The following is a 26,858-nucleotide window of genomic DNA, read 5'->3' as shown; positions in this document are numbered from 1 at the left end:
CATGGGCATCTTCGAGTACGCGCCCGCGCCCGAATCGCGCGACCTCGCGAACCTCAAACCGCACTACCGGCCGTTCGTCAACGGCGAGTTCGTCGACGGCTCCGGTGAGCCGCTCAAGACGATCAACCCGGCCACCGAAGAGGTGCTCGCCGAGGTCGGCACCGCGTCGGTGTCCGATGTGGACACCGCGGTCAAGGCCGCGCGCAAGGCGTACACAGGCGTCTGGTCCAAGATGCCGGGCTCCGAACGCGCCAAGTACCTGTTCCGCATCGCGCGCCTGATCCAGGAGCGCTCGCGGGAGCTGGCGGTGCTGGAGAGTCTCGACAACGGCAAGCCGATCAAGGAATCGCGCGATTCCGACGTGCCGACGGCCGCCGCGCACTTCTTCTACCACGCGGGCTGGGCCGACAAGCTCGACTACGCGGGCTACGGCCCGAACCCGCGGCCGCTCGGCGTCGCGGGCCAGGTCATCCCGTGGAACTTCCCGCTGCTGATGCTGGCGTGGAAGATCGCGCCCGCGCTGGCCACCGGCAACACCGTGGTGCTCAAGCCCGCGGAGACCACGCCGCTGACCGCGCTCGTGTTCGCCGAGATCTGCCAGCAGGCCGAACTCCCGCCCGGCGTGGTCAACATCCTGCCCGGCGCCGGGGACATCGGTGCCGCGCTGGTGGGCCACGGCGACGTCAACAAGGTCGCCTTCACCGGATCCACCGACGTCGGCAAGGCCATTCAGCGCCAGGTCGCGGGCACGTCGAAGAAGCTCACGCTGGAACTGGGCGGCAAGGCCGCGAACATCGTCTTCGACGACGCCGCGCTCGACCAGGCCGTCGAGGGGATCGTCAACGGGATCTTCTTCAACCAGGGCCACGTCTGCTGCGCGGGCTCACGTCTGCTGGTGCAGGAGTCCATCGCCGAGGAGCTGCTCGAAAAGCTCCGCTACCGCGTCTCGACGCTGCGGCTGGGCGACCCGCTGGACAAGAACACCGACATCGGCGCGATCAACTCCGCCGAACAGCTCGCGAAGATCAAGGGCCTGGTGGAATCCGGCGACGCCGAGGGCGCGCAGCGCTGGACCAGCCCGTGCCCGGTGCCGGAACGCGGTTTCTTCTTCGCTCCCACGGTGTTCTCGGATGTCCAGCAGTCGATGCGCATCGCCCGTGAAGAGATCTTCGGGCCGGTGCTTTCGGTGCTGACCTTCCGCACGCCGGACGAGGCCGTGACGAAGGCGAACAACACGCCGTACGGGCTCTCCGCCGGTATCTGGACCGAGAAGGGCTCGCGCATCCTGTGGATGGCGAACCAGCTCCGCGCCGGCGTCGTCTGGGCCAACACGTTCAACCGCTTCGATCCCGCCGCGCCGTTCGGCGGCTACCAGGAGTCGGGTTTCGGCCGCGAAGGCGGACGCGCCGGACTGGAGGCCTACCTCGATGTCTGACCGTATTTCGGTGGCGAAGACCTACAAGCTCTACATCGGCGGCAAGTTCCCGCGTTCGGAGTCGGGCCGGGTGTACCCGGTCACCGACAGCAAGGGCAAGTTCCTGGCGAACGCCTCGCACGCGTCCCGCAAGGACGTCCGTGACGCGGTTTCGGCCGCCCGCAAGGCTTTCGGCGGCTGGTCGTCGGCGACGGCGTACAACCGCGGCCAGGTGCTGTACCGGGTGGCGGAGATGCTGGAAGGCCGTCGCGAACAGTTCGTCGCGGAGGTTTCCGCGTCCGAGGGCGTGGCGGCGAAGAAGGCTCAGTCCCTTGTGGACGCCTCGATCGACCGCTGGGTCTGGTACGCGGGCTGGACGGACAAGATCGCGACCGTACTCGGCGCGGCCAACCCCGTCGCGGGCCCTTACTTCTCCTTCACCGTGCCCGAGCCGACCGGCGTCGTCGGCGTGCTCGCGCCGCAGCAGTCGTCGCTGCTGGGCCTGGTGAGCGTGCTGGCCCCGGTGCTGGCCACCGGCTCGACCGCGGTGGTCGTCTCCAGCGCGGACCGGCCGCTGCCCGCGATCACGCTTTCGGAGGTCCTGGCGACGTCCGACCTGCCCGGCGGGGTCGCGAACATTCTGACCGGACGGGCGTCGGAGCTGGGTTCGTGGCTCGCCTCGCACGGCGACGTCAACGCCCTCGACCCGACCGGCGCGGAGCCGTCCGCGCGGGCGGACCTGGCGCGCGACGCCGCGGGCACCGTCAAGCGCGTCCTGACCGTGCCGGACACCGAACCGGACTGGACGGCCGACGCCGACATGGCGCGGCTGCGCCGGTACCTGGAGGCGAAGACCGTCTGGCATCCGCTGGGCGTCTGACCCCTGTACCCACCGCAATTGGTCCTCTAGTTGCGGTGGGTCACCCAGCGTCCAGCCGGATCTCACGCGAGTTCGGTCCCCAGACACGCGGGGTCGCGCCCTCCGGCGTGGCGCGGTTAGCGGGCTAAACGCGATCTAGGGGTCCAGGTCGGCGCCGGTCAGCACCCGGCCCGGAAGCGGCTCGTTCGAGCCGTCGGCCCGCAGCCCGTCGATCATGATCCCGATGCAGCGCCGGGTCGCCATCCGCGCGATTTCCTCGCCCTTGCCCGGCATCTGCCGCAGCACGGTCGCGAACAGGATCGCCACGTCGCCGGTCGCGACGTCCGGCCGGAGCCGTCCCTCCGCCTGCGCTCCCCGCACGAAGGCCTCCATCACCAGGAGCAACTCGTCACGCAGGGCCTTGATCGCGGGGTCGCTCGTGAGGATCACCAGCGCGCGGGGCGACACCATCGCGAGCTGAATGCTCAACTGCAGTTCCATCGACTGGTGCAGCAGCCGGATCAGGGCGTCCCAGTCAGAGGACTCCTGGTCCTTCGCGGCCTTCGCGTCCCTGAGCACCCGATCGAAGTTGTCGACGGCGACCGCGCGGATCAGCGCGTCCCGGTCCGGGAAACGCCGGTAAAGAGTGCCGACGCCGACACCCGCCGAGCGCGCGATCTCCTCCATCGGGACCTCGGCGCCCTGGGCGGCGAAGATCGTTCTCGCGGCGGCCAGGATCTGATCCCGGTTCCGGCGCGCGTCGGCGCGCAAGCGGGTCTCGGGGTCGGCAGTCATGGTCCTCGCCTCTCGAAGGTCCTTCAGGGCCGTGATTCTCGCACGTAAGGGCGTGCCCTTCACGCTTCCCGGGAAACCACCCCTTCGCGAGTGGACGACTTGTCTCCACTTGAGTACCTTGGAGTCATAAGCGGAATGAAACCATCCGCATACGTTTTGGGGCCTCCTGTCCGATATCGCCCGAACCCACCCGACACCCTGGGGAAGGACACCCGATGACTGACGTCGAGGAAACCACCGCGACCTTGCCGCTAGTACGTAAATGCCCGTTTTCGCCGCCTCCGGAATACGAGGCGCTTCGCACGGAAAATCCGGTTTCCCGAGTCGGTCTGCCGTCAGGCCAAACGGCGTGGGCGCTCACCCGGCTCGAAGACATCCGCGAAATGCTGAGCAGCCCGCACTTCAGTTCCGACCGGCTGGATCCGGCGTTCCCGATGATGGTCGCGCGCCAGATCCGGCGCGAGGACAAGCCGTTCCGCCCGTCCCTCATCTCGATGGACCCGCCGGAGCACAGCCGGGCCCGGCGCGACGTCGTCGGGGAATTCACGGTCAAGCGGATGAAGGCACTGCAGCCGCGAATCCAGCAGATCGTCGACGAACACCTCGACGCCCTGCTCGCGGGCCCCAAACCCGCCGATCTGGTCCAGGCGCTTTCGCTTCCGGTTCCGTCGCTGGTCATCTGCGAACTGCTCGGTGTCCCCTATTCGGACCACGAGTTCTTCCAGGCCCGCAGTTCCAAGATGCTCAGCCGGGAGGTCAGCCCGGAAGACCGGCAGGCGGCGTTCGAGCAACTCGAGAACTATCTCGACGAACTCGTCACCAGGAAAGAAGCGAACGCCACCGAGGACGACCTTCTCGGCCGCCAGATCCTGAAGCAGCGGGAAGCAGGTGAAGGCGACCACGACGAACTCGTCAGCCTGGCGTTCCTGCTGCTCATCGCCGGTCACGAGACGACGGCGAACATGATTTCGCTCGGCACGGTGACCCTGCTGGAGAACCCCGAACAGCTGGCGAAGGTCAAGGCGGACCCGGACAAGACCCTCCCCGCGATCGAGGAGCTCCTGAGGGTCTTCACCATCGCCGAGACGGCGACCTCACGCTTCGCCACGGCGGACGTCGAGATCGGCGGCACGCTCATCCGCGCAGGTGAAGGCGTCGTCGGCTTGAGCAACGCGGGCAACCACGACCCGGACGGGTTCGAGAACCCCGACGCCTTCGACATCGAACGCGGCGCGCGGCACCACGTCGCGTTCGGGTTCGGCGTGCACCAGTGCCTCGGCCAGAACCTCGCGCGGATGGAACTCCAGATTGTTTTCGATACGCTGTTCAAGCGTATTCCGGGCATCCGGATCGCCGTTCCGGTCGACGAACTGCAGTTCAAGCACGATTCGACGATCTACGGCCTCCACGCCCTTCCGGTCACCTGGTAGGAGGAGCCATGAAGATCATCGCGGACACGGGCAAGTGCGTGGGCGCGGGCCAGTGCGTGCTCACCGACCCCGACCTGTTCGACCAGAGCGAGGACGACGGGACGGTCATCGTGCTGACCCCGGAGCCTGAAGGGGACGAGGCGGAAGAGAACGCACGCACGGCCGTGCACATCTGCCCCGGTCAGGCATTGTCACTCGCGTAAGACGAGGGTCTCGTGAGTGGTAAGGACGGCTAGACCGGACCGGCATTCGCTTAGCTAGCCCTGACCAGGGCGAGCGTGAAGGATTCGGGGCGTTGAGTGTCCCAATTCCTTCATCGTCGAGGGGTGTTCCGGTCTCGGAGCTTGGTCAACGGAGGATTGGGGACACTCAACGTCCCCGATCCTCCGTTGACCAAGCCCAGACCATCCCCTCGCCCGTCGAGTGGGGAAGATTTGGGACGTTGAACGTCCCAAATCTTCCCCACTCGCCCACATCGGCAGCCAGAACAACTCACGAGGCGTTACTTGACCGCGCCCATCGAAAGGCCGCGGACGAGGTGGTTCTGCGCGATCCAGCCGACGATCATCACCGGCAGTGACGCGAGCAGGGCGGCCGCGGACAGCTGCGCCCAGTACAACCCCTCGCTGGTGATGAACCCGACCAGGAACACCGGCACGGTCCCGGCCCGCGCGGCGGTGAGGTTGACCGAGTAGAAGAACTCGGTCCACGAGAAGATCACGCAGATCAGCGCGGTCGCGGCCACCCCGGGCGCGACGACCGGCATGATGATCTTCCGCAACAGCACCGGCAGGGTCGCGCCGTCGATCCGGCCCGCTTCGATCATCTCGTGCGGCACTTCGAGGAAGAACGACCGCATCATCCAGATGGCCAGCGGCAGGTTCATCGACGTGTACAGGATGATCAGCGCCCACACGTTGTCCAGCAGCTGGGTGTTCTGCGAGATCACGTACAGCGGGATGATCGCCGCCACGATCGGCAGCATCTTCGTCGACAGGAAGAAACCGAGCGCGTTGCTCGTCCCCTTCACCGGCGCCAGCGACAGCGCGTACGCCGCCGGGATTCCCAGTAGAAGTACGAAAATCGTCGAAACGACGGTGACGAACGCCGAATTCGACAGGTACGGCAGGAATCCTCGTTCGAGCACCCCGGCGAACTGGTCGAGCGTCGGCGTGAAGAACAGCCGCGGCGGATCGGTGTAGGCGTCGGCCTCCTGTTTGAAGGCCGTCAGGATCATCCACAGCAGCGGGAACACGAACAGGATCGCGATCACCCAGGTCGCGACCGTCAGCGCGCCCGCGCCGAACCGGCCTTTCATTTCGCGCCTCCCTGCACCGAGAACGTGCGGAACATCAGCCGCAGCGCGAAGGTCGCGACGATCATCGTCAGGATCACGACGATCACGCCCATCGCGGACGACTGCCCGATGTCGAAACCTTGGAACGCCCGTTGGTAGATGTAGAAGGGCAGGTTCGTGCTCGCCGTACCCGGACCGCCCTGCGTCATCAGGAAGATCGCGTCGAAGCTGTTCACGATGTAGATCGCGCCCAGCAACGTCGCCAGCTGCAGGAACCTGCTCAGATGCGGCAACGTGATCGCGGTGAACGTCCGCCAGCGGCCGGCGCCGTCGACCGACGCGGCCTCCAGGACGTCCTTCGGCTGGCTCTGCAGCCCGGCCAGGATCAGCAGCATCATGAACGGCGTCCACTGCCAGACGACCTGGGCCATCACCGCCGCGAGCGGGAACTCCGAAAGCCAGTCGACGTCCGTGCCGAACACGAAGTGCAGCAACCCGTAGGTCGGGTCGAACATCGTCGTCTTCCACAGCAGCGCGCCCGCCGCGGGCAGGATCAGGAACGGCGTGATCAGCAGCGTCCGGACCACGCCGCGGCCGAGGAACTTGCGGTCCAGCAGGATCGCGAGCCCCAGTCCGAGCAACAGGGAGAAGAAGACGCAGACGACCGTCAGCACGACGGTGTTCAGCAGCGCCCCGAGGAACGTCGAGTCCGCGAAGACGTCGATGTAGTTCTGCAGGCCGACGAAATGCCGCGAACCCGGCCGCACCAGGTTCCACGACTGGAACGAGTAGAACACCGTCAGCACGAACGGCAACTGCGTCACCGCGACGACGAACAGCAGAGCGGGCAACAACGGAAGCCGTCGTTTGAACGGCGTATCGGTGCCGCGTTTCGGCGGCGCCTTCTTGGTGTGGGCGGGTTCGGTGCGGGCAGGAGCGGAGATCGTGGACATCACTGCGCCTCCTGATACGACTTGCCGACGGTCTGCGCGTATTCCTGGGACTGCTTCAGCGCCTCGTCCACGGTGATCTGGCCCGCGATCGCCGCCGAAAGCTGCTGACTGACGCGAGTGCCGAGATCCTGGAACTCGGGGATGCCGACGAACTGGATCCCGGGGTAGGGCACCGGATTCGCCATCGCCTTCTGCTGGTTCGCGTCCGCGATCCCGTCCAGCGTCGGCTGCGCGTAGGCCTTGGCGGCCTCGCGATACTGCGGGATGTCGTAGGTCGACTTCCGCACGCCCGGCGGGACGCGGTTCCAGTCGCCGAACTCCTTGGCGACCCGCTGCACGTAGGCCTTGTCGGTCATCCAGGCCATGAACTTGAAGGCGGCGTCCTTGTCCTTGGCGACCTTCGGGATCGCCAGCGCCCACGTGTAGAGCCAGCCGCTCGCCTGCGTCTTCTCCACCGGCGCCGGGGCGTACCCGGACTTCCCGACGACCTTGCTCGCCGACGGGTCCTCGTTCGTGCCCGCCATGACCGTGGCGTCGTACCACATCGCGGCCTGGCCCTGGGTGTACCGCGTGCCGCATTCGGAGAAGCCCGCGCTCGACGCGCCGACCTCGCCGTGGTTCCGCACGAGGTTCACGTAGAACTCGGCGGCCGCCTTGAACTCGGGGCTGGTCAGCTTGGCGTTCCAGTCCTCGTCGAACCACTGCGCGCCGAAGGTGTTGGCGACCGTGGTGAACGGCGCGAGGCTCTCGCCCCAGCCCGGCTTGCCACGCAGGCAGATCCCGGCGAGCCCCTTCGACTTGTCGTCGAGTTTCGCGGCGTACTCGGCGATCTGCGACCACGTCGGCTTGGCGGGCATGGTGATCCCGGCCTGCTCGAACAGGTCCTTCCGGTAGGCCAGGAACGACGACTCGCCGTAGAACGGCACGGCGTACATCGATCCGTTGTGCGACAAGGATTCCTTGATGCTCGGGATGAAGTCGGCCGAGTCGTAGGCGGGGTTCGCCGCGATATGCGGCTCGAGGTTTTCGAGCCAGCCGTTCGCCGCCCACTGCGGGGCTTCGTAGTTGCTGATCATGACGACGTCGAATTCGCCGCCCTCGGTGGCCGTCGACGCGGTGATCTTCGCGCGTGCCTGGTTTTCGGGCAGCGACACGAACTTGAGGGTGACGCCGGGATTCGCCTTCTCGAACTCGCCGGAAAGCTCGATGGCGTCCTTCATCTGCGGGTTCGCGACGATCCCGACCACGAGCGTCCGGTCACCGGTCCCGAGCGCGCCCGCACCGGCGCAACCGGTGAGGGCCAGCGAGAGAACAGCGAGCAGAGCGACTGCTTTACGCACTTTCGCCTCCCGGTAAGACCTGCACCTTCAGGCCGGCGCCGCTGCGCATGAGGGCGAGCGCGTCGGGGTACTGCTCCAGCGGCAGCGTGTCGGTGAGCAGCGCGCCGGTGTCGACGGCGCCGTCGGCGACCAGATCGAGCGCGGTGCCGAAGCTGTTCATGACGGCCATCGAGCCGACGACGGTGATTTCGTCGTTGTAGATCCGGAACGGCGAAAGCGCGACGCGTGCTTCGGCGGGCGCGACCCCGAAGACCAGCAAGCGGCCACCGCGCTGGAGGGAGTCGAAGGCGGCTTCGATGGCGGGCGCGGCGCCGGTGCAGTCCGCGGCGGCGTCGAACTTCTCGTCGTCCAGATCCTTCACGTCACCGGCGACCGCGACAGCGCCGAGGTCCTTGGCACGGCCGAGGCGGGAGGTGTTGCGGTCGACCACCGTCACGTGGGCGCCCGCACGCTGCAGCAACTGCTGCATGATCAGGCCCATCGTGCCCGCGCCGACGACGAGGAACCGCTCCCCCGCCTCGACACCGATCCGGCGCACGCCGTGGACCGCGCAGGAAACCGGCTCGACGAGCGCGCCCTGTTCCCAGGTCATCGTGTCCGGCATGCGATAGCAGTTCGCCGACGGAACGGCGACGTACTCGGCGAAAGCGCCGTTCACGGTGTCGCCGGTCGCATTCCAGTTCTCGCAGAGGTTGCCGCGGCCGGACCGGCAGGGTTTGCAGTAGCCGCAGAACAAGGACGGGTCGACGGCCACCCGGTCGCCGACCTTCCAGCCACCCGGCACGTCGGCGCCGAGTTCGACGATCTCGCCGGCGAACTCGTGGCCGGGGACGATCGGATAGGGCGTCGGCGGGAAATGCCCGTCGGCGATGTGGAGATCGGTCCCGCAGATCCCGCAGGCGCCGACCTTGACGACGACCTGGCGATCCCCCGGTTTGGGATCGGGTACCTCGCCGACCCTGATCTCACCGGGCTTGTCCACGATCGCGGCACGCATGCCAGTTCCTCTTCTCTCCGCTCATTTGAGCGGGGTGGGCCCATGCTTCGGACTGCATGTCAGCGCTGTTAATGCACCAGCATGGTGAACTTTTCCCAGTTGTTACGTCAACCTTTCGGGTGGATTTCGCGCTATAGTGCTCAAATGAGCGGTAAGAAGCAGAGGCCCGGCCTGGTGGAGTCACTGCGCCTGGCCGCGGTGGCGCGGCGGTTCTACGAGCAGGGCGCCTCGAAACTCGAGATCGCCGACGAGTTCGGCATCAGCCGGTTCAAAGTCGCCCGGATGCTCGACACGGCCAGGGAGAGCGGCATCGTCAAGGTCGAGTTCCGGTTGCCGGCGCCGGTCGATCTCGTGCTGTCCGAAGAGATTCGCGCCGCGTACCGGCTGGACCGGGTGCTCGTGCTCGAACGAGCACCGGAACCGGAATCGCGCGAAGTGGCCCGGCGGAAGATCGGCACGCTCGCGGCCCGGCTCCTGACCGAGATCATCACTCCCGGCGACGTTCTCGGCCTGTCGTGGGCACGTTCCGTGAACGCGATGACCGAAGCGATCCAGTCGCTGCCGAAATGCCCGGTCGTGCAACTGTGCGGGGTGCAGGCGGGAATGGACATGCGGGACCGTTCGGTGGAGACGGTCAGCCGGGTCGCGTCGGTCTCCGGCGGGCAGGCGTACCCGATCTTCGGACCGCTCGTCCTCCCCGACCGCCGCACCACCGAGACGCTGCGCAGGCAGCCGGGGATCGCGGAAACCTTCGGGCAGTTCAAGAACCTGACCAAGGCCGTCGTCAGCATCGGCGCGTGGAAGCCCGAGGAATCGACGGTTTACGACGCGCTCGACGAAACGGAGCGGAGCGCCATAGCGAAACGAGGTGCCAAAGCGGAGGTTTCCGCGCGCCTGTTCGACGCCGACGGGACACCGATGTCGACCGGGCTGGCCCACCACGTGCTGGCAATAAGCGCCGAAGAACTCCTGGCGGTCCCCGAGGTGATCGCGCTGGGCTACACGGAGCCGAAGGCCGAAGCGATAGACGCCGTCCTGCGCTCCGGCATGGTCTCGACGCTGATCACCGACGCCGCCGCGGCCGTCCCGCTCCTCAAGCTGGCCGAGGCTCGCCCACCCGCTTAGCCGCCTCGTCCTGCGCCGCCATCACCTCGTCACCGTGACGGAAGGCCCACTCCCCGAAGGCCTCGATGGGCGCCAGCAAGGTGGTCCCGAGGTCCGTCAGCGCGTACTCGACCTTCGCCGTCCGGCCACAGTCACGCCTGCTGACCAGGCCGTTGAACTCCAGCCGCCGGACAGTCTCCGTGAGCACCTTCGTACTGATCCCGCCGAGCCGTCGCCGCAGCTCGGCCGGGCGGAGCGCGCCGTCCCGCAGGGCCCAGAGGACGACGGGATTCCACGTGTTCGCCATCAGGTCGAAGGCCAGCCGGGCACGGCAATCGGCGAGGAAGACGTCGTTCATGGGACCTCCGGTAACCACTTGGTACCCGCGCGGCTTTCTACCGTCGTGCTGTAACTCGATCTTAGGGAGCGGCACAATGCGTATCGGTATTTTCGGCGCGGGTGGGATGGCGGAAGCGCTCGGGGGCCAGTGGACGGCGGCGGGGCACGAGGTGATGGTCGCCGCGCGCGACCGGGCCAAGGCCGCCGCGATCTCCGCCCGAGTGGGCACCTGGGCGGAAGCCGCCGCCGCGAGCGAGGTGATCCTGCTCGCCGTTCCCGCCGACGCGGTGACGGAAGTCGTTGCCGCCGCGGGGAATCTCGCCGGGAAGGTGCTGATCGACTGCACCAACGCGGTCGGCCCCGGCGCCGTGCTCACGATCCCCGACCAGGCCGCGCGCATCGCTCTCGCGGCAGGAGACGCGCACGTGGTCAAGGCGTTCAACCTGTGTCACGTCGACGTCTGGCGGATGACTCCCCCGGCGTTCGGCGGCCGCCCGCTCGCGGTCCCGCTCTGCGGCCCGCCGGAGGCAGTCGGGGTGGTGAGCTCCCTGGTCCGCGACATCGGGTGCACGCCACTGAACGCCGGCGGGCTCGACCGGGCGCGGCTGATGGAGGCGACCATGGCGTTCATGGTCGGGCTGTGGTTCGACGGCCACGACGCCCAGGCCTGTTTCCCTCCCCTTCCGGCCTGATCTCAGGGTCGCCCCGGATGTGCCGGGCCGGGTGCGCACGCGAATGTGTACGGCATGGCGAAGAAAACCTGGCGACAGCTGACCGTTTGGCTGCACGTCGTCTCTTCGGTGGGCTGGATGGGACAGGCCTTGGCGCTGTTCACCCTCCTGGCGATCGGGCGCACCACCGACGACGGCGCGATCCGCGTCGCGGCGACGTCCATGGCGCACGAGATCGACTCGCTTCTCCTGGCACCGCTCGCCAACGCGTCGGCCTTCACCGGCTTCATGCTCGCCGCGACGACGGCGTGGGGTTTCACCCGGCACTGGTGGGTGCTGGCGAAGTTCGTGATCACGCTCGTGCAGCTCTACGCCGGGATCTTCCTGCTGTCGGGCGCTTTGCGGGACTCCGTCGTGGCGGCGAGGGCCGGTGATCCGGCGCCCGCGTCGGTGGCGCTGGTGGCGGGCACCGCGCTGATGGCGAGCGCGCTGGCGTTCCAGGCGTGGCTTTCGGTGGCGAAGCCGTGGGGCAAGGCCCGGACCGGACCGAAACTGCCGACGGCGCCGACGTGGATGTTCGTCGCCGCCGTCGCCGCGCCGCTCGCCGACATCACGGTGGGCCTGATGCTCGGGTACCCGTTGCCGGCGCTCTCGCTGATCGTGCTGATCGTGCGGCTGGTCCAGCGCCGCCGGGAGCTGAAGGACGCCTTCCCCTCATCCCACGCGGTGAAGGGCGCTTTCCCCACATGACATGCGGGGAAAGTCCCCTTCAGCCCCCGAGCCGGTCCACCGCCGTGATCCGGATGACCGCCGCACCGGCTTCGTCCGAAGCGGCCAAGTCGACCTCCGCGCTGATGCCCCAGTCGTGATCGCCCGCCGGATCGTCGAAGATCTGCCGCAGCCGCCAGACCTCCGCCTCCTTCTCGATGATCAGCAGCTGCGGCCCGCGGGCGTCCGGCCCGATGCCGAGCGTTTCGTGCTCGTCGAAGTAGTCCTCGATGGCGTCTTCCCACGCGTCCGCGTCCCAGCCCGACGCCGCGTCCAGTTCACCGAGCGCCCAGAAGGACCGCCGCGACGCCAGCTCGACCCGCCGGAACAGCTCGTTCCGCACGAGCACCCGGAAGGCCCGCTCGTTCCGCGTGACCGCGGGCGGTTCGGACGGCGGCCGGACCGAAACCGGACCCTCTTCTTCGGGATGCCGCAAGGCTTCCCATTCGTCCAGCAGGCTCGAGTCGACCTGGCGCACCAGTTCACCCAGCCATTCGATGAGGTCCTGCAGCCCCTCGGTCTTGGCCTCGTCGGGAACCGTGTGCCGGAGCGAGTCGTAGGTGTCGGTGAGGTACCGCAGCACCAGCCCTTCCGAGCGTGCGAGCTGGTAGAACCCGATGTACTCGACGAAGTTCATCGCGCGCTCGTACATGTCGCGCACGACGGACTTCGGCTTGAGCTCGTAGTCGTCGACCCACGGATGTCCTTGCCGGTAGCGGGAATACGCCGCTTCCAGCAGTTCCTCCAGCGGCTTCGGGTACGTGACGTTCTCGAGCAGTTCCATCCGCTCGTCGTACTCGATGCCTTCGGCCTTCATCGCCTGCACGGCCTCGCCGCGCGCCTTGAACTGCTGCTGCGAAAGGACCGGACGAGGATTGTCCACTGTGGATTCCACAATGGACACGACGTCGAGCGGATAGGACGGCGATTCGACGTCGAGCAGTTCGATCGCGGCCAGCGCGAACGGCGAAAGCGGCTGGTTCAGCGCGAAGTCGAACTGCAGGTCCACGGTGAGCCGGACGATCCGGCCCTGCTCGTCGGGTTCGTCGAGCCGTTCCACGACACCGGCCGCGAGCAGCGCGCGGTAGATCGCGATCGCGCGCAGGATCAGTTTCCGCTGAGCGGGACGGTCGGAATGGTTGTCCTCCAGCAGATGCCGCATCGAATCGAACGCGTTGCCCGGCCGGGAGACGACGTTCAGCAGCATCGAGTGGCTGACGTGGAAGCTCGAAGTGAGCGGTTCCGGTTCGGCCGCGATCAGCCGGTCGAAGGTGCTCTCCGTCCAGTTGACGAACCCTTCGGGCGCCTTCTTGCGGACGATCTTCTTTTTCTTCTTGGGATCGTCGCCCGCCTTCTCCAGCGCCTTGGCGTTTTCGACGACGTGGTCCGGTGCCTGCACGACGACGTACCCGTCGGTGTCGTAGCCTGCCCGGCCCGCACGTCCGGCGATCTGGTGGAACTCACGCGCCTTGAGGTGCCGCTGCCGCACTCCGTCGTACTTCGTCAGCGCGGAGAAGACCACTGTGCGGATAGGTACGTTGATGCCGACGCCGAGCGTGTCGGTTCCGCAGATCACCTTCAGCAGCCCGGCTTGCGCGAGCTGTTCGACCAGGCGCCGGTACTTCGGCAGCATCCCGGCGTGGTGCACGCCGATACCGTGCCGGACCAGCCGCGACAGCGTCTTCCCGAACCCGGCGGCGAAGCGGAAATCACCGAGCAGCTCGGCGATGGCCTCCTTTTCCGCCTTGGTGGTGACGTTGATGCTCATCAGCGTCTGCGCGCGCTCGATCGCCGCCGCCTGCGAGAAGTGCACGACGTAGACCGGCGACTGACCGCCGTTGAGCAGCTCGGACATCGTCTCGTGCAACGGCGTCAGCGCGTAGCGGAAGGTGAGCGGCACGGGCCGCTCCGCCGAAGTGACCACCGCGGTCGGCCGCCCGGTCCGGCGGGTGAGGTCCTTCTCGAAGAACGAGACGTCGCCGAGTGTCGCCGACATCAGCACGAACTGCGCCTTCGGCAGTTCCAGCAGCGGCACCTGCCACGCCCAGCCGCGGTCGGGCTCGGAGTAGAAGTGGAACTCGTCCGCGATGACCTGGCCGACCGGCGCGTCGGCACCGAACCGCAACGCCATGTTCGCCAGGATTTCCGCCGTGCAGCAGATGATCGGCGCGTCGGCGTTCACCGCGGAGTCGCCGGTCATCATGCCGACGTTCTCCGGGCCGAAGATCTCGATGAGCTGGAAGAACTTCTCCGAGACGAGAGCCTTGATCGGGGCCGTGTAGTAGCTGCGGCGGCCGTACGCGAGCGCGGTGAAGTGGGCCCCGACGGCGACCAGGCTCTTCCCGGACCCCGTCGGCGTCGACAGGATCAGGTTCGCGCCGGAGACCACTTCGATGATGGCCTCCTCCTGCGCGGGGTACAGCTCTAACCCGCGCTCGGCCGTCCAGGTGGAGAAGGCTTCGAACAGCGAGTCGGGGTCGGGATCCGCAGGCAGGAGGTCTGTAAGAGTCATCAGAGGACCTATCGTGCCATCCGTTGGTCGCTTCTTGCCCAGGGGTGATCGCGCCCATCGGTGGAAACCCGTAGGCTTCGCGGTACCGCGCACCCACCGGGCATGACATCATCCGGCCGCGCGTACACGGGCGGTAATCCGAGAGGGCTAAGGAATGGCACAGGACATCATCCCGATCGAACTCGGCCTGCCACAGGGTGACGTCGTCACTCTCTGGGCGCCGCGCTGGCGGGAAGACGGCGAGGAGTGGGAAGCCTTCCTCGGCGACGAGGAAGACCTGTACGCCTTCCCCGACGCCGCGCATCTCGCCGCGTTCGTGCGGACTTCGGAGCAGCACGACCTGCTCGACCACCCCGCGTGGGAGGTCGTACCGGCGCTGAACGTCCCCGAGCTGATCCCGGACGACGACCACACCTACGACCTGGTGGGTGTCCCCGAGCTCGTCGCCGAGAAGCCGGACCAGTGGACGCTGGGCGAGCTGGCCGAGATCATCGGCATCGTGCGTTCGCTCGCGGACGTGTGCGAGCTCGAAGACGTCCACGAGGTCCTGGACGCGCACGAGAGCTTCTCGCTGCTGGATCAGGGCACGCTGCCCTTCTCCGGCCGCGACGGCGAGCGCCTCTGGGCCGACCTCTCGCAGGCCGTCTCCGAGAAGTGGGACATCGTGCTCGACGCGATCGACGGTCTCGTGACCGCGCCCGACGTCGACGAGAAGCTGCTGGAGCAGACGGCGGAGGAGCTCGCGACCTTCCTCGCGGAGTCCGCCGAAGCCGAGGCCGCCGCCGCTGACGACGAGGACCTCGAAGACGTCGACGCGGACGATGACGAGGAAGACGACGAGCCCGTCGGCTTCTGGGGCGAGGTCGGCATCGACCCGATCAAGATCATCACCTCCGGCGCCGAGTACTACACCCTGCGCTGCTATCTCGACGACAAGCCGATCTTCCTCGGCAGTGAAGGCGAGATCGACGTCTTCTCCTCCGAGAAGGCCCTGATCCGCGCGATCGCGGACGGCAAGGAGCTGGCGGACAACGATCTCGCCCAAGTGTCCACTTGGGACGAGGTGACCACGAAGGCCACCGCGGGCGAGCTCGAGATCGAGGTCGACACCGAGAACACCTACGTGCTGACCGGGATCGCCGACGACATCGCCGAAGGCCCCGAATCGATCGACCCGACCCAGCTGGAGCTGGCCGTCGAGCTGATCACCGACGCCGCCGAGTGGGCCGAGGACGACAGCGTCGAAACCGCGCTGGCCGCCAACGAAAGCCTCGGCTGGCTGGTGTCGTTCGTGCTGCGGCCGGACCCCACTCGCCTCGAGCCGAGTGCCCCGTTCGACGCCGAGCAGTCCGAGTGGCGCAAGCTCGTCGAGACCTTCGAGAACCGCCTCACGGTCGTCTGATCCACCCGCGAAAGGGCCCCTCAGGTTCGTCCTGAGGGGCTCTTTTCGTCTTTGACGGGCACCAGCGCGATGGCCAGGACGGGAAAGACCGCGGCCACGCAGAAGGCCAGGGCGTAACGCGAGTCGCCGATCACGAGGCCCAGCATCGGCGGGGTCAGGGCGGCGGCGATGTTCTGGCCGGTGTTCTGCGCGCCCATCGCCCGGCCCGCCCACGCGAGCCCGGCCATCTCCGCCGACGCGGTGAAGCCGAGTCCGTTGTCGGACACGGTGATCACCGCGGCCAGGACGAGCGCGAGCAGCACCAGCCACGGGCCCGTCGCGTCCCCGAGCGCGACCAACAGCATCACCGCGGCGCTCGCGATCGCGAGTTGCCGCATCGGCCGCAACCGGCTGCCGACGCGGTCGGACCAGCGGCCCGAAACGAGCCTGCCCAGCGCGCCGAGGATCTGCACGGCCCCGACGAACCAGCCCGCCGACGCGGCCGTCCAGTGATGCATGGTCACCAGGTACACCGGCGTGAACGCGGAGACGGTGAACTGCGGGACGACGAGCAACGCGCTCGCGCCGTGGACCCGCCACAACGCCGGCTTCCGGTACGGCGACGGCGGCTTCTCCCCCGTGCCCGCTCCGGTCTCCGGACGCGGCGGGTCGACCAGCAGCCAGGCGACGAGCAGCGCGACGACGATCGCGGCCAGCGCGGGCAGCATGAGCGAGACCTGGAAACCCCAGCGATCCGCGAGCGGCGGGAGGCCGAACGCGGCGACGCCCACCCCGAGCGGCTGGGCCATCTGGCGGATGCCCATCGCGAAGCCCCGTTCGGCCGGGCCGAACCAGCCGAGGACGGCCCGGCCGCTCGCGGCGTTCACTGACGCGGTGCTCGCACCGGCGAGCAGGAACACTCCAAAGAGGATCCCGAGCGAGTGGTCACCGACGGCCGCGTACACGAGGAGTAACCCCGAGACGCCCAGTCCGAGCGCCATTACCAAACGCTCTCCGTAACGGTCCGCGGCCGCACCCCACAGGATCAAGGTGAACAACAGGCCAAGACTCGGCGCCGCGACCACCGTTCCCGCTTCGGCGAGGCTGAGACCCTCCGCACGCTGCATGGACGGCACCAGGAACGGGATCCCGTAGAGGAACGAACAGCTCGCGGTCTGCGCGGCGAGGCCGAGCGCGAGGATGAGCCAGCGTCGTTTTCCGCCGATCCCCACGTCCACGACCTGCGCCATCGTCGCCACCGTTCCACTATTTGGGAAAGTTCTCCTATATAGTGAAATATAGTTGGCTATGCTAACGAACGCAACCGCCCCTCGGGCGTCAGCGCAGCGCGGCGTACCCGGGCTTGATGACCGTGTTGATGATGTCGAGCCGCTGGTCGAAATCGAGGAACGCGGATTTCATCGCATTGATGGTGAACCACTCGAGATCGGCCAGCCCGAAGCCGAAGGCCTCGGCCAGCGCGGCGAATTCGCTGGTCATCGAGCAGCCGCTCATCAGCCGGTTGTCGGTGTTGACGGTGACCCGGAAGCGCAGCCGGGCGAGCAGGCCGATGGGATGCTCGCCGAGCGAGCGCGCCGCTCCCGTCTGGACATTGGACGTGGGGCAGATCTCCAGCGGGATCCGGCGGTCGCGGACGTAGGCGGCCAACCGTCCCAAATGGACCGTGCCGTCACTGTCGGTCTTGATGTCGTCGACGATGCGCACACCGTGGCCGAGCCGCTCCGCGCCGCAATGCTGAATCGCCTCCCAAATGGACGCGAGCCCGAACGCCTCCCCGGCATGAATGGTGAAATGCGCATTATTCGTCCGCAAAAACTCGAATGCGTCGAGATTTCTGGTAGGCGGAAATCCGTCTTCCGGTCCGGCGATGTCGAACCCGACGACGCCGGCGTCGCGGTAGCGGACGGCGAGACCGGCGATCTCGAGCGCACGGGCGTGCTGGCGCATCGCGCAGAGCAACGTCCCGACCCGGATCCGGCCGCCCGCGGCCGCCACTCTCCGTTCACCTTCCGCGAACCCGGCCTGAATAGCCTCGACCACCGCATCGAGTGACAGCCCGCGTTCGACGAAGAGTTCGGGGGCATAGCGCACCTCGGCGTACACGACCCCGTCGGCGGCGAGGTCTTCGACCGCTTCGGCGGCCACTCTGACCAGCGCTTCCTCGGTCTGCATCACGCCGCAGGTATGCGCGAACGTCTCAAGGTACGAGACGAGAGAGCCGGAATCAGCGGCGTCGCGGAACCATCGGCCGAGGTCGACGGGATCACTGGTGGGCAAGGCGGTGTACCCGGTCAGGTCGGCGAGTTCGGCGACCGTCGCGGGACGCAAGCCGCCGTCCAGGTGGTCGTGCAGGAGGACCTTGGGAGCGCGGGTCAGTACCGCCTCCGGGATGCGGGAACTGGTGCTTTCAGAGGACATACGTAACGGTAACCAGGCTGTCATTCCCCTACATGGAGGTAACTCTCCGGCGCCGGTTAACCCTCAGCTTTGTCGATCACGGGCTGAATCGGCCATCAGGGCAGAGCTCGGCATTGTCCGATACCCGGGGGCCATACGCACAGCAATTTCGCAATGGATAAGCTTCACGTCACGTCCCTCCCATTTCCCCGCCCACGAAGGACACCGCAGTGACCACTGACAACCACATTGCAGCCCCGTCCTTCGACCGGATGCGCAACATGCTGGTGCGCGCGGCCGAAGTGCGTGAGAGCGAACAGCAGCAGATCTTCGACGCGCTCGACGACATCTACGCACGTCTGGCGCCGGTCGACTCCCTCGGCGCGGTCCGCAAGCGCCTCTCGGAGATGCCCGACCGCACCGAGACCAGCGTGCTCGCCGAGCGCCTCGACGAGACCATGTCGCGGCTCGAAGCGCAGGACACCGCGATCGCCGCGCTGACCCGCGCCGTCGAAAGCATCGTCGACAAGCTCGCCAAGCCCTTCGCCCAGCTCGACGGCCGCCTCGACGGCATGGCCGCGAAGTTCGAAGGCGTCGCGGGCCGGATGGACGGGCTCGAAGACAAGCTCCAGAACATCCACCGTCGTCTCGACGAGCTCGGCTCGCACCTGGACAAGCAGGACGTGAAGACCGACTCGCTGCCCCAGTCGGTGATCGGCCCGGTGCGCGAGCGCGTCGAGCAGGCCGAGTCGGTCCTGCGCGACCGCGTCGACACCGTCGACCGCGAGCTGCGCACCCGCGTCGAGAACCTCGACAAGGCCACCAAGGAAAGCCTCACCGCGAACACCGAGGCACTGAAGACCGCGCTGACCGAGACCGGCGAGATGATCGACGCCTCGGAGCGCCTCGACGGCCTCGGCGACCGCCTCGAGAAGGTCACCTCGCGGCTCGACGACCTGGCCGAGCGGCTCGACAAGGTCGAGGACGGCTTCACCGGGCGCCTCGGCGACCTCGACGGCTCGATCCGCAGCGGTCTGTCGAAGGTCGAGAGCACGCTGCAGAAGCAGCCGGACACCGACTCGGTCGACACCCTGGTGCGCAAGAGCAACGACGAGTCCGTGCGCCGCATCGGCGGTCAGCTGGACGAGGCCATGGCGACCTTCGCGGAGCTGATGCTCGGCGGTGGCCCGGCCGTGCAGCAGATCTCCCCGCCGCCGCCCGCCCCGCGTCAGCCGCGCCGCAGCTCGCGCAACGGCCGGGCGCCCAAGGCGGCCGACGCCAAGGCCAAGGCCGACGGCACCGACGAGACCACCGACTGACGTCTCGCCCCTCCCGCGTTTGGTCCTCTAGTTGCGGTCGTTCGTACTGCGCACTTCCGCAACCAGAGGACGAGACGCGACTCTCCCCCTTAGCGCATGAAGGCCCCCTTCCCACGGCTCAGCCACGGGAAGGGGGCCTTCACGCTTCCCGTCCCTCGCGCCCCCTCCGCCCACCTGCGTTTAGCCCCCTAATCGCGATCCGGTGCCCTAGCCCGGCACGTCGCGTTTAGCGGGCTAAACGCGATCCGACCGAGCGGGTGGGCACTCCGCGCCCGCGACCGCCTCGCGATCAGTGCCCGCCGCAAGTAGTCCTCTAGTTGCGGTAGTGCGTAATACCAACTACCGCAACTAGAGGACGAAGCTCGGTCAGGAGGGGCGCACGGTCTCCAGGACGAGCGGAGCGGAGGCCGGGGCCTCGGAGCTGACCGCGTAGGCGTCAGCGAGCGCAGCGAGAGCCGAAGGAACCGCATCAGGCGTGTCGGTGTGCAGCTCCAGCAGCGGCTGCCCGGCCGCCACCTCGTCGCCCGGCTTCGCCAGGCACAGCACGCCCGCCGCGGCCTGCACCGGATCCTCCTTGCGCGCCCGCCCGGCCCCGAGCCGCCAAGCGGCGACCCCGACCGAATAGGCGTCCAGGGAAGACAAGACACCATCCGCGGGCGCCTCCACGACATGGACGTGCCGAGGCCGCGGCAGAGCGGCTTCGGGATCCCCGCCCTGAGCGGAGATCATCCGGCACCAGGTCTCGTACGCCTGCCCGGACGCGAGCACCGCGGCCGGGTCCACATCGGACAGACCCGCCAGCGCCAGCATCTCCCTGGCCAAAGCCACCGTCAGCTCGACGACGTCGGCAGGACCACCGCCGCGCAGGACCTCGACCGACTCCGCGACCTCGATCGCGTTGCCGACGGCGTATCCCAACGGCACGTTCATGTCCGTGATCAGCGCCGTCGTCGCGACGCCGTGCGCGGTCCCGATCTCCACCAGCGTCCGCGCGAGTTCACGGGCCTGCGGCAGCGTCTTCATGAACGCGCCCGACCCGGTCTTCACGTCGAGCACGAGACCGGCCGAACCTTCCGCGATCTTCTTGCTCATGATCGAACTCGCGATCAGCGGGATCGACTCCACCGTCGAAGTCACGTCCCGCAGCGCGTACAGCTTCTTGTCCGCGGGAGCCAGCCCGGACGTCGCCGCGCAGACCACCGCGCCGACCTCGTCCAGCTGCCGGATGATCTCCGACGTCGACAAAGCTGCACGCCAGCCCGGAATCGACTCCAGTTTGTCCAGCGTCCCGCCCGTGTGCCCGAGCCCGCGCCCGGACAGCTGCGGCACGGCCGCCCCGCACGCCGCCACGAGCGGCGCCAGCGGAAGCGTGATCTTGTCGCCGACACCGCCCGTCGAATGCTTGTCGATCGTCGGGCGGCTGACCTTCAGGTCCAGCCGCTCCCCCGACTCGATCATCGCCCCCGTCCAGCGCGCGATCTCGCCCGAGTCCATCCCCCGCAGGAAGATGGCCATCGCGAGCGCGGCCATCTGCTCCTCGGCGATGTCCCCGCGCGTGTACGCGTCGATGGTCCAGTCGATCTGCTCGTCGCTGAGCCGCCCGCCGTCCCGCTTCGCCCGGATGACGTCGACGGCGGCGAACGCGCTCACTTGTTCTCCGGCAGATCGTCGGGCCCGAAAGCGTCCGGCAGCACCGACGACATCGGCAGGATGCCGCTCGGGGTGTCCACCAGGCAGTCCGCGCCGCCGTGCTCGAACAGGATCTGACGGCAGCGCCCGCACGGCATCAGCAGATCGCCTTCGCCGCTGCGGCACGCGACGGCGACGAGCTTGCCGCCGCCGGTCAGCCGCAACTGCCCCGCCATCGTGCATTCCGCGCACATTCCCAAGCCGTACGAAGCGTTTTCGACGTTGCAGCCGACGACGATCCGACCGTCGTCCACCACACCCGCGACACCGACGTGCAGACCCGAGTAGGGCGCGTACGCCGACTTCGCCGCCTCGACGGCTTGAGCCCGCAGGGCTTCCCAGTCGTACTCCGCCATGTCAGTCCTCACCTCGCCGGTACAGTGCGCCGTCCGCCTTGGGCGGCCGTAGCCGCTGCGAAGCGACGGCCAGCACGATCAGCGTCACGAAGTGCGCGGTGTACGGGATGAGGTCGCCCGACAGGTCGTCGTTGGTCCAGTAGATCGCGTACAGCAGACCGGCGCCGGCGACACCGAGCGCGGAAGCGATCCACTGACGGCGGAACAACTGCACGACCACGATCACGGCGAGCAGGATCACCGCGCCGTACAGCAGCGCGAGCACCGCGGTCCCGCCACCGGAAAGCTGGAGCCCGTCCGCGTAGCCGAACAGCGCCGCGCCACCGAGCAGGCCACCCGGCCGCCAGTTGCCGAAGATCATCGCCGCGAGACCGATGTAACCGCGGTTGTTGGTCTGGTTCTCCAGATAGTCCGCCCCGCCGGCGAGCAGCACGAGCGACGCGCCACCCATCCCCGCCAGCCCGCCGGAGATGATCATGGCGACGTACTTGTGCGCGTACACGTTGACACCGAGGGACTCGGCCGCCACCGGGTTCTCACCGCACGACCGCAGCCGCAGGCCGAACCGCGTCCGCCACAGCACGAGGTAGCTGATCGGGACGAGCGCGATCGCGATCATCGTCAGCGGCGCCACCTCGGTGATCAGGCCGTTGACGACCCCGGCGAGGTCGGACAGGAAGACACGCTGCATCTTCTCCAGGTCCGAAAGCCAGTCCGAGAGGAACGTCGCCGAGTAGGTGTCGAACTTCGGGACCGGCGGCGACTGGCGCGGGTTCCCCGAAAGCGGGGTGAACACCAAGTTCGCGAGGTACTTCGCGACGCCGAGACCGAGCAGGTTGATCGCCACACCGGAGACGATGTGGTTGACGTTGAAGGTCACCGTCGCGACGGCGTGCAGCAGACCGCCGAGCGCGCCGAACACGATCGCCGCGACCAGGCCCCACCAGACACCGCCGTAGTACGCGCCCCAAGCGGCACCCCAGGTGCCGAGGATCATCATGCCTTCGAGGCCGATGTTGATCACGCCCGCGCGTTCGGCCCAGAGGCCGCCGAGCGCGCACAGCAGGATCGGCAACGCCAGCCGCAGCGCGGTGTGCGCGGTGTTGGTCGAGGTCAGCGTGTTGACGCCGGTGGCGTACGAAGCGGCCGAAAGCACACCGATCGCGAGCAGACCCCAGATGGCGCCCTTGGCCCAGCCGGGAAGACGGCGCTTCTGCCGTTTCACCGGCATGGTGGTCCCGCCCGAGTTGGGCGAAAGAACGTCCGCGGTGGTCACACCGCACCTCCCTCGGACACGCTGGAACCCTTACCCGCCAGCGCGCGACCGACGCGTCGCTGTTCGGCGGCCAGGTCCGCGCGGCGCACGATCTCGTACGCGATGACGACCGACAGCACGATCACGCCCTGCATGATCACTGCGATCTCTTTGGACACGTTGATCTGCTCCAGCGAAACGGCGGACCGGTCGAGGAACGCCCACAGCAGGGCGCCCAGCGCGATCCCCGCCGGGTGGTTGCGCCCGAGCAGGGCGACCGCGATGCCGGTGAAGCCGTACATCTGGGTCGAGGTGATGCCGTAGGTGAAGTCGCGGCCGAGCAGTTCCGGCATCGCGATCAGACCGGCGACACCGCCGGAAAGCAGCATCGCGATCAGCGTCATCTTCTTGGCGTTCACGCCGCCCGCGGCGGCCGCCGTCGTCGATTCGCCGGAGGCCTTCAGTTCGAAGCCGAACCGGGTCCGGTTGAGCATGAACCAGTAGGCGGCGCCGATCAGGATCGCGATGAACACGAACCCGAACAGCTCACCGGAGCCGATCGGGATACCCGGGATCCGGCCGGTTTCGGCGATCTCGCGGGTGGCGATGTTGTTGCCGGTCTGCACGCCGAACTGGTCGGCGTTGACCAGGAACGCCACGATGCCACCGACGATCGCGTTCAGCATGATCGTCGAGATGACCTCGGAAACACCGCGGGTCACCTTCAGCACGGCCGGGATGGCCGCGTAGAGCATGCCGCTGGCCACCGCGACGACGAGGATCGCCAGCACGTGGATCACCGGCGGCAGCTTCAGCGCCCCGCCGATGATGGCGGTGACGATGGCGGCGAACCGGTACTGGCCCTCGACCCCGATGTTGAAGAGGTTCATCTGGAAGCCGATGGCCACCGCGAGACCGGACAGGTAGTACACGGTCGCGAGGTTGACCGTGTCGATCGCCGTCGAGCCCTTGAACAGCTGGCCGATCATGGTGCCGTAGGCCTCGAGCGGATTCGCGCCCGAGATGATCAGCGCGATCGCGGTCAGGATGACGGCGAAAACGATCGCGAGCAGAGGCGGCAGCAGCCTCGTACGCCAGGAACTCACGACACACCTTCTTCATCGGAATCTTCGGAAGCCCCGGTCATCGCGGAGCCCAGTTGCTGCGGCGTCACGGTCGCGGGGTCGGCCTCGCCGACCAGCCGCCCGCGGAGCATGACCTGGATGGTGTCGGACAGCCCGATCAGCTCGTCGAGGTCGGCCGACACCAGAAGCACGGCCAGCCCGGCCGCGCGCGCCTGCCGGATCTGTTCCCAGATCAACGCCTGCGCGCCGACGTCGACACCGCGCGTCGGATGCGAAGCGATCAGCAGCACCGGGTTCCCGGAGAGCTCGCGGCCGACGATCAGCTTCTGCTGGTTACCGCCGGAAAGCGCGGCGGCCGGGACGTCGATGCCCGGCGTGCGGACGTCGTACTGCTCGACGATGCGGCGGGTGTCCTGGCGTGCGCCGAGGATGTCGAGAAGCTGGCCTTTCGCGACCGGCTTCCGGGTCTGGTAGCCGAGGATCCGGTTGACCCACAACGGCTGGGTGAGCAGGAGGCTGTGCCGCGTGCGGTCTTCGGCGATGTAGCCGATGCCTGCCTCGCGGCGGGCGAGCGTCCCCAGTTTGTGCAGTTCGACGGCCTTGCCGTCGGTGTCGACGAGTTCGATCCGGCCGCCGCCCTTGCGCATGCCCATGATCGTTTCGACGAGTTCGGTCTGGCCGTTGCCTTCGACACCGGCGATACCGAGCACCTCACCGGCGTGCACGGTGAAGGAGATGTGGTCGAGGACGTTCCGCTCGGAACCCTCGACGCTCAGGCAGACGTCGTCCAGGCGCAGCACGGGCCGGTCGGTCACGGTGGACTCGCGGGTTTCCGGGCTGGGCAGTTCCGAACCGACCATCATCTCGGCCAGCTGACGCGAGGTGATCGCCTTCGGATCGGCCGTGCCGACGGTGGTGCCGCGGCGGATCACGGTGACCGTGTCGGCGATCGCGCGCACCTCGTCGAGCTTGTGCGAGATGAAGAGGAAGGTGAAACCCTCCGCCTGCATGCCGCGGACCGTCTCGAACAGCGCGTCGACCTCCTGCGGCACGAGCACCGCCGTCGGCTCGTCGAGGATGATGATCCGCGCGCCGCGGTAGAGCACCTTCACGATCTCCACGCGCTGGCGATCGGCGACGCCGAGTTCTTCGAGCAGCGTGTCCGGGCGGACGTGCAGGCCGACCTGCTCGGCCAGCTTCCCGAGCTTCGCCTTGGCCGCGCGGCCGATGCCGTGCAGGCCCTCGGCGCCGAGGAAGACGTTCTCCCCGACGGTCAGGTTGTCGGCCAGCATGAAGTGCTGGTGGACCATCCCGATACCGGCTCGCATGGCGTCCTGCGGGTTGCGCAGTTTCACCGGTGAACCGTTGATCGCGATGCTGCCCTCGTCCGGCTGCTGCATGCCGTAGAGGATCTTCATCAGGGTGGACTTGCCGGCGCCGTTCTCGCCGCAGACGGCGTGCACCTCGCCCTTGGTGACGGTGAGGTTGACGTCGGAGTTGGCCACCACACCCGGGAATCGTTTGGTGATCCCGGTCAGCTGCACGGCCGGTTCACCCCGGTCGGGGGCGTCGGTGACCTCGGCCTGGGGAGCGCTCATGAAAAGCCATCCAGTTCTGGGAGACAAAACAGGTGGGGGCTCGGAAGGGTTACCCTCCCGAGCCCCGCTGTCTGGTGGAGCTTACTTCTGCGGCTTGTCCGAGACGGTGATCGCCCCGGAGACGATCTGCGCCTTGTAGCCGTCGAGCACGTCCTTGATGTCGTCGATCTTGCCGCCGGAGGTGGCGTAGCCGACGCCGTCGACCTTGAGGTCGAAGCGCTTCGGCAGCGACGTCAGGTCACCCTTGGCCAGCGCGCGCAGGTAGTCGAACACCGCCACGTCGACACGCTTGAGCATCGAGGTGATGATGACGTCCTTCGACGCCTCGACCGTCTTCTGGTTGAACTGGTCGGAGTCGACGCCGATGGCGAGCGCGTTGTTGGTCTTCGCGGCCTCGAAAACGCCCTTACCGGAGGCTCCGGCGGCGTGGTAGACGACGTCCGCGCCCTTGGCGATCTGCGCGGCGGCCTTGACGTTGCCCTTCGCCGGGTCCTGGAACCCGGAGAAGTCGCCGGCCGGGGTGAGGTACTCGTCCTCGATGACGGCCTTGGACGAAGCGGCCTTCACGCCCTGCAGGAAGCCGGCCTCGAACTTCTGGATCAGCGGCGTGTTCACGCCACCGACGAAGCCGACGTGGCACTTCTTCGACTTGTAGACGGCGGCGACACCGGCCAGGAACGAGCCCTGCTCCTCGGCGAAGACCAGCGGGGTGACGTTCGGGGCCTTGACGGAGTCGTCGTCGACGATCGCGAACTGGGTGTTCGGGTACTTCGGCGCGATGGCGCCGACGGCCTTGGCGTAGGCGAAGCCGACCGCGATGATCGGGCTGAAGCCCTGAGTGGCGAGCTGGTCGAGACGCTGCGACTTCGCGGCCTCGTCTTCGGACGTCGCCGCGGTGCTCTCACTGACCGCGGTCACGCCGAGTTCGGCCTTGGCCTTGTCGGTGCCGGCGGCTGCGGAGTCGTTGAACGACGCGTCGCCACGACCGCCGACGTCGAAGGCCAGTGCGACCTTGAGCTTGCTGCCGTCGACCTTCTCACCGCTCTGGGTGCTGCTCGAGGCGGCGGCCGCGGCGGGCGGCTTCGGCGCGGTCACGCAGCTGGCGGACTGGTCCCCCGTGCTCGCGTTGTTGTTGTTCCCCGCTCCGGAATCCTTCGCGCACCCGGTCAGTGCGAGTGCACCGGCCATGGTGACGGCGGCCAGCGCGGTTCCACGCATGCGACGCAACGTGTGTCTCCCTCCCCGCTGATCCAGCGGATGGTCCGAAGAAACGACCCG

At 67.8% G+C, this 26,858-nt stretch carries 24 protein-coding genes; 9 read left to right on the top strand and 15 right to left on the bottom strand.

Going from position 1 to position 26,858, the window contains the following annotated elements; all coding sequences use genetic code 11:
* Nucleotide 1 precedes the first annotated feature (1 nt).
* Both BKN51_RS39040 and BKN51_RS39035 read left to right on the top strand, forming a co-directional pair.
* Complete coding sequence (locus tag BKN51_RS39040) at nucleotides 2–1,435, top strand: aldehyde dehydrogenase family protein (RefSeq protein WP_101612328.1); 1,434 nt, start codon at nucleotides 2–4, stop codon at nucleotides 1,433–1,435.
* Complete coding sequence (locus tag BKN51_RS39035; protein WP_101612327.1) at nucleotides 1,428–2,294, top strand: aldehyde dehydrogenase family protein; 867 nt, start codon at nucleotides 1,428–1,430, stop codon at nucleotides 2,292–2,294. The genes BKN51_RS39040 and BKN51_RS39035 overlap by 8 nt, the downstream gene beginning before the upstream one ends.
* Nucleotides 2,295–2,429: 135 nt before the next feature.
* Here the strand turns inward: BKN51_RS39035 and BKN51_RS39030 are convergent, their stop codons facing one another.
* The gene (locus BKN51_RS39030) at nucleotides 2,430–3,068 is read right to left on the bottom strand and encodes a TetR/AcrR family transcriptional regulator (RefSeq protein WP_101612326.1); all 639 of its coding nucleotides are present in this window, start codon (nucleotides 3,066–3,068) and stop codon (nucleotides 2,430–2,432) included.
* Between the two features lie 215 nt (nucleotides 3,069–3,283).
* Here BKN51_RS39030 and BKN51_RS39025 point away from each other — a divergent pair, with 215 nt between their 5' ends.
* Both BKN51_RS39025 and BKN51_RS39020 read left to right on the top strand, forming a co-directional pair.
* The gene (locus BKN51_RS39025) at nucleotides 3,284–4,498 is read left to right on the top strand and encodes a cytochrome P450 (RefSeq protein ID WP_101612325.1); all 1,215 of its coding nucleotides are present in this window, start codon (nucleotides 3,284–3,286) and stop codon (nucleotides 4,496–4,498) included.
* Between the two features lie 8 nt (nucleotides 4,499–4,506).
* On the top strand, nucleotides 4,507–4,701 hold the full coding sequence (locus BKN51_RS39020) for a ferredoxin (protein WP_101612324.1): 195 nt from the start codon (nucleotides 4,507–4,509) through the stop codon (nucleotides 4,699–4,701).
* 299 nt (nucleotides 4,702–5,000) lie between these two features.
* Here the strand turns inward: BKN51_RS39020 and BKN51_RS39015 are convergent, their stop codons facing one another.
* The 4 genes from BKN51_RS39015 to BKN51_RS39000 are packed head-to-tail and all read right to left on the bottom strand — an operon-like array spanning nucleotide 5,001 to nucleotide 9,085.
* Nucleotides 5,001–5,816: a carbohydrate ABC transporter permease gene (locus BKN51_RS39015; RefSeq protein ID WP_101612323.1), complete on the bottom strand. Its 816-nt coding sequence runs from the start codon at nucleotides 5,814–5,816 to the stop codon at nucleotides 5,001–5,003.
* Nucleotides 5,813–6,748 (bottom strand): carbohydrate ABC transporter permease, encoded by a 936-nt coding sequence (locus tag BKN51_RS39010; RefSeq protein ID WP_101612322.1) that lies wholly within the window; start codon nucleotides 6,746–6,748, stop codon nucleotides 5,813–5,815. Before BKN51_RS39010 ends, BKN51_RS39015 begins: the two co-directional genes overlap by 4 nt.
* Complete coding sequence (locus BKN51_RS39005; protein ID WP_101612321.1) at nucleotides 6,748–8,088, bottom strand: ABC transporter substrate-binding protein; 1,341 nt, start codon at nucleotides 8,086–8,088, stop codon at nucleotides 6,748–6,750. Before BKN51_RS39005 ends, BKN51_RS39010 begins: the two co-directional genes overlap by 1 nt.
* Entirely contained in the window at nucleotides 8,081–9,085 is a 1,005-nt protein-coding gene (locus BKN51_RS39000) for a zinc-dependent alcohol dehydrogenase family protein (RefSeq protein ID WP_101612320.1), read from the bottom strand. The genes BKN51_RS39005 and BKN51_RS39000 overlap by 8 nt, the downstream gene beginning before the upstream one ends.
* A 144-nt stretch (nucleotides 9,086–9,229) precedes the next feature.
* Between BKN51_RS39000 and BKN51_RS38995 the strand changes: the two genes are divergently transcribed.
* Entirely contained in the window at nucleotides 9,230–10,210 is a 981-nt protein-coding gene (locus BKN51_RS38995; protein WP_101612319.1) for a sugar-binding transcriptional regulator, read from the top strand.
* Here BKN51_RS38995 and BKN51_RS38990 read toward each other — a convergent pair.
* Nucleotides 10,179–10,547 (bottom strand): winged helix-turn-helix transcriptional regulator, encoded by a 369-nt coding sequence (locus tag BKN51_RS38990; protein ID WP_101612318.1) that lies wholly within the window; start codon nucleotides 10,545–10,547, stop codon nucleotides 10,179–10,181. The genes BKN51_RS38995 and BKN51_RS38990 overlap by 32 nt on opposite strands.
* A 76-nt stretch (nucleotides 10,548–10,623) precedes the next feature.
* Here BKN51_RS38990 and BKN51_RS38985 point away from each other — a divergent pair, with 76 nt between their 5' ends.
* Entirely contained in the window at nucleotides 10,624–11,220 is a 597-nt protein-coding gene (locus BKN51_RS38985; RefSeq protein WP_101612317.1) for an NADPH-dependent F420 reductase, read from the top strand.
* Between the two features lie 54 nt (nucleotides 11,221–11,274).
* Nucleotides 11,275–11,949 (top strand): hypothetical protein, encoded by a 675-nt coding sequence (locus tag BKN51_RS38980; protein ID WP_101612316.1) that lies wholly within the window; start codon nucleotides 11,275–11,277, stop codon nucleotides 11,947–11,949.
* A gap of 19 nt (nucleotides 11,950–11,968) precedes the next feature.
* Here BKN51_RS38980 and BKN51_RS38975 read toward each other — a convergent pair whose 3' ends face one another.
* Nucleotides 11,969–14,479 (bottom strand): DEAD/DEAH box helicase, encoded by a 2,511-nt coding sequence (locus BKN51_RS38975; protein ID WP_101612315.1) that lies wholly within the window; start codon nucleotides 14,477–14,479, stop codon nucleotides 11,969–11,971.
* Between the two features lie 154 nt (nucleotides 14,480–14,633).
* On the opposite strand from BKN51_RS38975, the gene BKN51_RS38970 reads away from it, so the two are divergent.
* On the top strand, nucleotides 14,634–15,881 hold the full coding sequence (locus BKN51_RS38970; protein WP_101612314.1) for a primosomal protein: 1,248 nt from the start codon (nucleotides 14,634–14,636) through the stop codon (nucleotides 15,879–15,881).
* Between the two features lie 20 nt (nucleotides 15,882–15,901).
* On the opposite strand, the gene BKN51_RS38965 is transcribed toward BKN51_RS38970, so the two are convergent.
* Entirely contained in the window at nucleotides 15,902–17,110 is a 1,209-nt protein-coding gene (locus BKN51_RS38965; protein WP_101613726.1) for an MFS transporter, read from the bottom strand.
* A gap of 88 nt (nucleotides 17,111–17,198) precedes the next feature.
* On the bottom strand, nucleotides 17,199–18,299 hold the full coding sequence (locus tag BKN51_RS38960) for an adenosine deaminase (protein WP_101612313.1): 1,101 nt from the start codon (nucleotides 18,297–18,299) through the stop codon (nucleotides 17,199–17,201).
* A gap of 209 nt (nucleotides 18,300–18,508) precedes the next feature.
* Between BKN51_RS38960 and BKN51_RS38955 the strand changes: the two genes are divergently transcribed.
* The gene (locus tag BKN51_RS38955) at nucleotides 18,509–19,597 is read left to right on the top strand and encodes a PA containing protein (RefSeq protein WP_101612312.1); all 1,089 of its coding nucleotides are present in this window, start codon (nucleotides 18,509–18,511) and stop codon (nucleotides 19,595–19,597) included.
* A gap of 366 nt (nucleotides 19,598–19,963) precedes the next feature.
* Here the strand turns inward: BKN51_RS38955 and BKN51_RS38950 are convergent, their stop codons facing one another.
* The 6 genes from BKN51_RS38950 to BKN51_RS38925 all read right to left on the bottom strand — a co-directional run bounded on the left by BKN51_RS38950 (nucleotide 19,964) and on the right by BKN51_RS38925 (nucleotide 26,798).
* Nucleotides 19,964–21,247, bottom strand: coding sequence for a thymidine phosphorylase (locus BKN51_RS38950; protein ID WP_101612311.1), 1,284 nt, complete (start codon nucleotides 21,245–21,247; stop codon nucleotides 19,964–19,966).
* Nucleotides 21,244–21,642, bottom strand: a complete 399-nt coding sequence (locus BKN51_RS38945) for a cytidine deaminase (protein ID WP_101612310.1) — start codon at nucleotides 21,640–21,642, stop codon at nucleotides 21,244–21,246. The genes BKN51_RS38950 and BKN51_RS38945 overlap by 4 nt, the downstream gene beginning before the upstream one ends.
* A gap of 1 nt (nucleotide 21,643) precedes the next feature.
* A complete protein-coding gene (locus BKN51_RS38940) occupies nucleotides 21,644–22,918 on the bottom strand; it encodes an ABC transporter permease (protein WP_168214495.1) in 1,275 nt (424 codons plus the stop codon).
* A complete protein-coding gene (locus BKN51_RS38935) occupies nucleotides 22,915–24,003 on the bottom strand; it encodes an ABC transporter permease (protein WP_101612309.1) in 1,089 nt (362 codons plus the stop codon). The genes BKN51_RS38940 and BKN51_RS38935 overlap by 4 nt, the downstream gene beginning before the upstream one ends.
* Complete coding sequence (locus BKN51_RS38930) at nucleotides 24,000–25,580, bottom strand: ABC transporter ATP-binding protein (RefSeq protein ID WP_101612308.1); 1,581 nt, start codon at nucleotides 25,578–25,580, stop codon at nucleotides 24,000–24,002. The genes BKN51_RS38935 and BKN51_RS38930 overlap by 4 nt, the downstream gene beginning before the upstream one ends.
* An 81-nt stretch (nucleotides 25,581–25,661) precedes the next feature.
* Nucleotides 25,662–26,798, bottom strand: coding sequence for a BMP family lipoprotein (locus BKN51_RS38925; protein WP_101612307.1), 1,137 nt, complete (start codon nucleotides 26,796–26,798; stop codon nucleotides 25,662–25,664).
* Nucleotides 26,799–26,858: the final 60 nt, after the last annotated feature.

The sequence above is a fragment of the Amycolatopsis sp. BJA-103 genome (assembly GCF_002849735.1).
Taxonomy (GTDB): Bacteria; Actinomycetota; Actinomycetes; order Mycobacteriales; family Pseudonocardiaceae; genus Amycolatopsis.
This window is presented reverse-complemented; position numbering and strand designations above follow the sequence as displayed.